Here is a 7598-nt window from a genome sequence, read left to right on the forward strand (position 1 = left end):
GTAAACGGCACACAATCGGCGCTGTCGCCGTTGGGGTTTTTCGCTTGATCGGGTGAGTCGTCGTGGTGCTCGTTTTTCTTCAGCGAGGCATTGCGCTTCGCATCCCAGCGCAATTGCAGACGGCCTTTTTTCACCCCGGCGGCAATGCCCCGCGCGGCGACTTTTTTGTAGCGGTCGACGTATTCGATAAACGTGCTGACGATGCCAAACATCGCCTTCACCAAGCGTTTAACAACCGAGAGCAATTGAGCAGCGCGGTCCGCCAGACGCAGGGTCAGATAGGCAATCCCGGCACCGGCCCCGACGAAGGTCAGGACGATGCCGATCAGCACGTCGATCAACAGTTGCACCACAACCATCGACGCCGCTTCAGCGGTTTTCCCGGCGACTTCGCTGGGTGGCAGCATCTCCAGCCAAAGGCTCGCGGCGCGCAGCAGCAAACACAACGCCGCCTCGTCGCTGACCAGCAGTTGCAGCTTCTGCATCCCCTGCGGAGCGGTTTGCGCCAGCTTGATCAGATCATCCGCCGCACTCCCCAACCGCTCGGCAAACTTGCCGGGGTTCTGCAGGATCTCCGACAGCATCCCGATGCTGTCCCACACGCCCTCGATCGCCGCCCAACTCCCGGCAAGCATGCCGTTGCCCGCCGCCGTCGCCACCGACTGCGACCATTGCGGCTTGAACCCTTGCCACTCGCTACGCAGCCAGCCATCCAGTTCACGCGTCAGCCCGCCATAAGCGGCAAACAGATCGTTTATCTGCTCGGGAGTGACCTCACTGCGGACCTGGACCCGGTAGAATTTGCCTGCCTCGCCGGTGAATGAGCCTTTACCCTGCGCATCCAGCGTGACCGGTGTGATCTCTCCACCATCCGCCGCCACTACATCGACCACGATGTCGCCCAGCGGGATGTCATACACCGACTCGAACTTGCTCTCGATCGCCATCACCCCACCCTGCGGGCACTGGACGACGTTGGAGAAGAATTCGTTGTCGCCAGTGCTGACGGCGGTGACACGATCACCGAAGCGGATGATCCGCTCCATGCCCATCAGCGAAGGCAGGTCCGCCGCGTGGCTGACCTGGTCGGCCGCACGGCTGAACCAGTGTTCAAGCTGTTGGCGATAGAGGCTGAGGGTGTCGGGAAAGCTGTCGAGTTCCTGCTCGATACGGCTGACGGTGTCCATCAGCGCACGCCACCCTGCGGGGAGGAATGAAAAACCGGGTCAAACATGAACGTTCCCTCGCGCAAAAATTAGGCGCGGGGACTTTGCGGGGGATCAATCAGGAAAGAAGTCAGGCGAGTAGGCGTTTGCTGTAGGACTAATCTGCAAAATGCCCATGACTACAAAACGTATGGATTTAAACGCAAACGTGGCGCGAGGTTTCCCTCGCGCCACGTTTATCGGGCCGACACAAATGGATTTACTGCGTTGAATCCCGAGCACTCAACTCTTTGAGTTTGAGCTCGGCCAACGGGTGGCCGGCCTTGGCGGCCAGAGTCCACCAGCGCGCCGCTTCTGCCGGATCCGGCGCCTTGCTCGCAGTGCCGGCCAGGCTGATCACACCGACCTGATAGGCCGCTTTGCCATCACCGGCGAGTGCCGCCAGACGCAACAACCGCACACCCTCTTCGCGGGCGCCGAGGCCAACACCACGAAACGTCAGAATGTGCCCGTAAAAACTCTGCGCACCGACGTCGCCAAGGTTGGCCATGCGCGCGAACTGCCCTTCGAGCCAGTGCCAGCCTTTTGGCTGACGGACAAACCACGACCAGTGAAACAACCGGCGCGCCAGCCAGTAACTGATCTGCGCCTTGAGTCGTAAGAACACTCAGGCCTCCGCCGATTCCGGGTACTCGTATTCGAAAACCCTGACCACTTCCGACGCGTGCCAAGAGGCTGCCGCGACGCCATCGGATGGCCCGGAAAAACGCCCCAGACGTTCGACGCATTCAAAAAAACCGGTACGTGGCAGGCGGCTCGCACCCTGGCTGATCACCAGCGAACTGCGCAAGGGTTGTTCGGCCTTGGCGTCCAGTGCGGCCAGATGTTCCAGTGCGGCGGTCAGGGTTTGCATCGCCGGCGTCGGCAGTTGCAAACGCTCGAGTAACGCCCGATAGGTCAGTAGATGGCGCTGCCTGCGTGCCTGATCGAGTTCCCCCAGCAATCCGTCCCAATGTTGACGACTGATGCGTACGCTCACGATTCATCCCTCCAACCGGGCACCGTCAGTTCCCAGGCCAGGCTGCGGCGAATTGCGGCGTCAGGCTGACGCTCGCCACTTTCGATCATGGCCAGATAAGACGGGCTGATGCCTACCGTGCGGGCCAGCGCCTCGATGGCGATGCCCTTCCCTTCGCGCAAACTGCGTAATTGATCCAGACCTGGAAGAATCGGGTCCGCTGTTGCCGCGAGCGGCGCTGGGGCCTGCTGCGACGGTGTTTCGTTGATGCCTGCTGCTTTCAGTAGAGCCTGATACTGGACCCATGGCAGAACCGCGTATTCGGGTTCGCCATCGCGTGCAATTATCTGAATATCCATGACTACCCCGTAGGACAACAACACTTAGCGAGTCGGCACTTTTCCCTAGAAGTGTAATCCTAACAGCGGCTAAGGTCGCGGGGGGTATCTATCTGTATGCAGGCAGGAATGAATCAGGGCTTTTTCGGGCCCTGAAGCTGCAGTTGCTCCGGGGTATCGGGCAGGCGCTCGACCACGGCGAGCTTTTCCGGCTGCTGGCGGTTACGCCATTGCCGGAAGGCATTGAGTTCATCATCAAGGGTTTTCATCACCCAGGCGAGGACGGCGATGTCATCGAGCATGCCGAACACCGGAATGAAATCGGGGATCGCATCCACCGGGCTGAGGAAATACATCAGCCCCGCCACCACCGAGATCATGGCTTTCGGGCTGATGGCCCGATACTCGCCACGCCAGTAGGCCAGGCACAGCGCCTGAAGCAAACGCAGATCATCCTTGAGCTTGCCCAGGCGATTGCCCTGCGCGGCACCTTTGCTCGCCACCGCAAATAGCAGGGTCGGCAGGCGGCCACGGGCCAGCAGGCGTCCGGCCAAAGGCAGAAATCGGGCGAAATTCCACGGTGCTTTCATCTATTTCTCCCGTTGAAATGTTATCCACACAAATTGTGGATAACCTTGTGAACAGAGCTGCATTTCAGCGCTGAGAGCCCCGTTTTATAAGGGCTGCGCTCAGATCGGGCGTTTTTTACTCACATAAAAAAGCCCAATATTTCATTGACTTGGCGGCTCAGGGCGTCTAGCGCTGGCGGCCTCAATCTCTAGGACTGCTGTCAGCGGGATCCGTTCGCTCTGTTTACCCTTGCCATACTCCAGATGCAACAACGCCCCGCTTAAGCGAGGCGTTGTTGGCGAAGTCGTTGCCGATTACTTGGCAGCAGCAGCGTCTTCTTTGCTCGGGTCCTTGATGGCCAGCAGTTCCAGGTCGAAAACCAGAACCGAGTTGGCCGGGATTGCCGGGCTTGGCGATTGCGCGCCGTAGGCCAGATCGCTAGGGATGTACAGTTTGTACTTCTCGCCAACGTGCATCAGTTGCAGACCTTCAACCCAACCCGGGATCACACCGCTGACAGGTAGATCGATCGGGCTGCCGCGCTCGACGGAGCTGTCGAATACGGTGCCGTTGGTCAGCTTGCCGGTGTAGTGAACAGTCACTACGTCGGTCGGCTTAGGCTGTGGGCCATCGGCTTTCTTGACCACTTCGTACTGCAGGCCGGAAGCGGTGGTGGTAACACCAGCCTTCTTGCCGTTTTCTTCGAGGAATTTCTTGCCAGCAGCTGCCGACTCTTCGCTCATCTTGGCCATACGCTCTTCAGCACGCTTTTGCAGCGCGGCGAAGGCTTCGACCAGTTCGTCGTCTTTCAGCTTCTGTTCTTTCTTGCCGACGGCATCTTCGATGCCCTGGGCTACCGCTTTGGAGTCCAGATCATCCATGCCTTCCTGAGCAAGGCTCTTGCCCATGTTCAGGCCGATACCGTAGGAAGCTTTTTGCGCCGGGGTTTTCAGCTCTACGCTGGTCTGCGAATCACAACCCGCGAGGACCAGGCTAACCAGGGCTACCGCCGCCGCCAACCGATGCTGTTTCATGCTATTTCCTTGTTCATGCGCCGAAAGGGCAATCGAGTAAAGCCGCGAGCTTATCAGGCCGCCACGACCAATGGCTACCGGCATGAGAGCAGGAAACGTCCGATAAGTTCAGGGATTAAAACGCATTCGAGAAAAGGGACGATGAAGCTTCTGTCATCTTGGCCTGACAAGGACTGACGAGACTTGTTGCGACAGTTGGCGTAATGGCCACTTGCCGCACCTGCAACAGCTGAGGCATAACAGCGCAACAACTCGACAAGGATGTTTAACTTGCGCCTCTTATTCCGTGTGCTAACCCTGATCATCGTGCTGCTGGGCCTGGTCCTCGCCGTGGTTCTGTATTACGTCGCCAACCCGAAATTACCGTTCTACACCCCCGCTCAGCAGGTGCATTACCTGAATCAGTGGAGTGAAGAGGAACGTCAGACCTACTATTTCACGCCCCAGGGCACGCAGGTCAAAGGCCTGCGCTATGAATGGTTTCAGGCGCTGGAGCTGCCCTTCTCGCAGCAGCGCTTCGCGTCCCCGGAATACCTCGCACGGTTCGGTTTTCTGGTCGATCCGCAACAGAAAGCCACAGCGAACAATCCCGGCAATCTGCCGGTTGGCTTTGCCCGCCACCCGAATCCAGGCGGCACCGAGCAATTTCTCGATATCACCTGCGCGGCTTGCCACACTGGCGAATTGCGCTTCAAGGGCCAGGCCGTACGGATTGACGGTGGTTCAGCGCAGCACGTGTTGCCCTCCAGTGTTCCTACGCTGCGCGGTGGCAGTTTCGGACAGGCATTGGTCGCCAGTCTGACTTCGACTTACTACAACCCATGGAAATTCGAACGTTTCGCCCGACAAGTGCTGGGCAATGACTACGAGGCGCGCCATGCGCAACTGCGCAAGGACTTCAAGGCCTCGCTGAACACCTTCGTGAAAGTCGCCTGGAACGACACCCACCGTGGCCTCTACCCGACCGAAGAGGGCCCGGGACGCACCGATGCCTTCGGCCGCATCGCCAACGCCACCTTCGGCGACGCGATCTCCCCCGCCAACTACCGAGTGGCCAACGCCCCGGTGGATTACCCGCAGCTGTGGGACATGTGGACGTTTGATTGGGTGCAGTGGAACGGTTCGGCGCAGCAACCGATGGCGCGTAACATCGGTGAGGCGCTGGGCGTCGGCGCCACGTTGAATTTTTTCGACAGCAATGGCCAGCCGCTACAGGGCGATGCGCGTTATGCCTCCAGCGTGCGCGTACGTGATCTGCACACAATCGAAGAAACCCTGCAACACCTGCAACCGCCCGCCTGGCCGGAAGAGGTGCTGGGTGCTGTCGACAAACCGTTGGCCGCCAAAGGGCGCGCGCTGTTTGCGCAGAACTGCGCCGGTTGCCACGTGCCGCGCAAGACTCAGGAGGGCGAGCGCTGGGTGCAGCATTTGCACATGCTGCCGGTGGAGGTGATAGGCACCGACCCGAACGCCGCCACCAACATCGCCAATCACCGTTTCGACCTGACACCGCTGCAATGGAACCTCAAAGAGCTTGAGCAGATGGACGTGAAACTGCATCCGACACCCACGCAACCACTGGATCTGAGCCAGCTATCGGTGGCCAAGGGCCTGGCCTACGTCACTGCCTTCGTTGAAAACCGCGCTTATCGCGAGGCCGGGGTCACCGCGCAGGAGAAGCCTCAACTCGATGGTTTCGGCCTGCCAATCGGCGTGCGTGAAAAAGTCGCCTATAAGGCCAGGCCTCTGGCCGGTGTATGGGCCACCGCGCCGTTCCTGCACAACGGTTCGGTGCCGAGCATTTATCAGTTGCTGTCGCCGCAGGATGAGCGCGTCACCACGTTCTATAAGGGCTCGTTCGAATACGACCCGCGCCATCTGGGTTACCGCACCGAGGCCTTCACCAATGGCTTTTTGTTCGACACGCGGATCACCGGTAACCACAACAGCGGCCACGAATTTCGCGCTGGCGAGCGGGGTAATGGCGTCATCGGTCGACTGCTGCAACCGGAAGAACGCTGGGCCTTGCTGGAGTACCTGAAAGTGCTGGGCGGACCGCTGGAGGCGCAATTGCCATGATGATCACCCCCTACAAAAAACCGTCCATGCTGACCCGTGTCTGGTTATGGCTGGGACGACTGATTGGCAAAACCCTGTTGGCATTACTGATTGTCGGCCTGCTTGGCTGGGCCATCGCCAGCGCAGGGTTTGCCTGGCAACACCGCGGCCCAGTGGCGGCGCAGGAGCAGATTCCCGTCGGCGAATCAGCCATGACCCAGGACGTGATCCAGACCGCAGTGCGCATCGTCGATCAGCATCGCGAAAGCACGCGTTATCTGCGTGATGCGCATGCCAAGGCGCATGGTTGCGTGAAAGCTGAAGTGACGGTGTTGCCGGAACTGACGCCAGCGCTGCGTCAGGGCGTCTTCAGCGAACCGGGCAAAATCTGGCAGGCGATGATTCGTCTGTCCAATGGCAACGCCTACCCGCAGTTCGACAGCATTCGTGACGCCCGGGGCATGGCGATCAAACTGCTCGATGTGCCCGGCAAACCGTTGCTCGGCGACCGTCAGGATCGCCGTGAGCAGGACTTTGTGATGTTCAGTCACCCGAATTTCTTTGTCAGCGATGTCGCCGAGTATCGTCAGAATGTGGCGGCTCAGGCTGACGGCAAAAAGATCATGGCGTTTTTTCCCGGCCGGGATCCGCGCACTTGGCAGATCCGCCACTTGTTCATCGCGCTGGCAACCCTGTCGCCAGCGCCGGACAGCCCGACCGGGACCACGTACTTTTCGGTATCGCCCTACAAGTTCGGTGAGGCCAACGCCAAGTTTCGCGTTGTGCCGGATCCGGACAATTGCCCGGCGTACGCCCTGCCCCCGCAAAACCACGACCTGCCGAACTTCCTGCGCAGCGCGCTGAATCAGCAACTGTCGGCGGATCGGGTGCCAGCCTGTTTCGTGTTGCAGATTCAGCGCCAGGACGCGAACAAGTACATGCCGATCGAGGACACCAGCATCGAATGGCGCGAGCAGGACTCACCGTTCGAAACCGTGGCGCGGATTACCCTGCCTGCGCAGGACTTCGACACGCCGGCGCTGAATCTGGCGTGCGACAACCTGTCGTTCAATCCGTGGTTTGGTATCGAGGCGCATCGGCCGATTGGCGGGATCAACCGCTTGCGTAAAGCGGTGTATGAGGCGGTGAGTGACTATCGGCACAGCCAGAACGCCACCCAGTAAAAAGACGAGCAGAGGATTTGTGGTGAGGGGATTTATCCCCTCACCACAGGTTTAGCGTCAAACCTGAGATTTCATAAATCCCAGACAGCAAAAAGCCCGCACTAGGCGGGCTTTCTGTGGAATCTGGCGTTCAGTGTTCCAGATTCCGAATATGGCGCAGCGGACGGGACTCGAACCCGCGACCCCCGGCGTGACAGGCCGGTATTCTAACCGACTGAACTACCGCTGCG

7 protein-coding genes, 1 tRNA gene and 1 pseudogene are annotated in these 7598 nt (G+C 59.6%); 2 read left to right on the plus strand and 7 right to left on the minus strand.

Annotation, left to right across the window (positions count from 1 at the left end):
- The 6 genes and pseudogenes from PseAD21_RS28940 to PseAD21_RS28965 form a co-directional block, all read right to left on the minus strand.
- Positions 1-1187, minus strand: a pseudogene (locus PseAD21_RS28940) (type IV secretion protein Rhs); the annotation flags it as partial.
- A gap of 238 nt (positions 1188-1425) precedes the next feature.
- Positions 1426-1833 carry a sel1 repeat family protein gene (locus tag PseAD21_RS28945; protein ID WP_102359118.1) on the minus strand — a complete coding sequence of 136 codons (408 nt, stop codon included), beginning with the start codon at positions 1831-1833 and terminating at the stop codon, positions 1426-1428.
- Positions 1834-2205, minus strand: a complete 372-nt coding sequence (locus tag PseAD21_RS28950) for a hypothetical protein (RefSeq protein WP_003223109.1) — start codon at positions 2203-2205, stop codon at positions 1834-1836.
- Entirely contained in the window at positions 2202-2543 is a 342-nt protein-coding gene (locus PseAD21_RS28955; protein WP_102359119.1) for a helix-turn-helix domain-containing protein, read from the minus strand. The genes PseAD21_RS28950 and PseAD21_RS28955 overlap by 4 nt, the downstream gene beginning before the upstream one ends.
- Before the next feature lie 113 nt (positions 2544-2656).
- Positions 2657-3112: a YkvA family protein gene (locus tag PseAD21_RS28960; RefSeq protein ID WP_102359120.1), complete on the minus strand. Its 456-nt coding sequence runs from the start codon at positions 3110-3112 to the stop codon at positions 2657-2659.
- 294 nt (positions 3113-3406) lie between these two features.
- Positions 3407-4126: an FKBP-type peptidyl-prolyl cis-trans isomerase gene (locus PseAD21_RS28965; RefSeq protein WP_102359121.1), complete on the minus strand. Its 720-nt coding sequence runs from the start codon at positions 4124-4126 to the stop codon at positions 3407-3409.
- A gap of 270 nt (positions 4127-4396) precedes the next feature.
- Here PseAD21_RS28965 and PseAD21_RS28970 point away from each other — a divergent pair, with 270 nt between their 5' ends.
- Together PseAD21_RS28970 and PseAD21_RS28975 are read left to right on the plus strand one after the other, a co-directional pair.
- Positions 4397-6205, plus strand: coding sequence for a di-heme-cytochrome C peroxidase (locus PseAD21_RS28970; RefSeq protein ID WP_102359122.1), 1809 nt, complete (start codon positions 4397-4399; stop codon positions 6203-6205).
- 26 nt (positions 6206-6231) lie between these two features.
- A complete protein-coding gene (locus tag PseAD21_RS28975) occupies positions 6232-7368 on the plus strand; it encodes a catalase family protein (RefSeq protein WP_178082184.1) in 1137 nt (378 codons plus the stop codon).
- A gap of 152 nt (positions 7369-7520) precedes the next feature.
- On the opposite strand, the gene PseAD21_RS28980 is transcribed toward PseAD21_RS28975, so the two are convergent.
- Positions 7521-7597, minus strand: a tRNA-Asp gene (locus PseAD21_RS28980).
- Position 7598: the final 1 nt, after the last annotated feature.

Source organism: Pseudomonas sp. AD21 (assembly GCF_002878485.1).
Lineage (GTDB): Bacteria > Pseudomonadota > Gammaproteobacteria > Pseudomonadales > Pseudomonadaceae > Aquipseudomonas.

Bases quoted from the DNA above. Each gene is read 5' to 3' on its own strand.
- PseAD21_RS28975 (WP_178082184.1), top strand. From the start codon at position 6,232: ATGCTGACCCGTGTCTGGTTATGGCTGGGACGACTGATTGGCAAAACC.
- PseAD21_RS28960 (WP_102359120.1), bottom strand. From the start codon at position 3,112: ATGAAAGCACCGTGGAATTTCGCCCGATTTCTGCCTTTGGCCGGACGC.
- PseAD21_RS28965 (WP_102359121.1), bottom strand. From the start codon at position 4,126: ATGAAACAGCATCGGTTGGCGGCGGCGGTAGCCCTGGTTAGCCTGGTC.
- PseAD21_RS28955 (WP_102359119.1), bottom strand. From the start codon at position 2,543: ATGGATATTCAGATAATTGCACGCGATGGCGAACCCGAATACGCGGTT.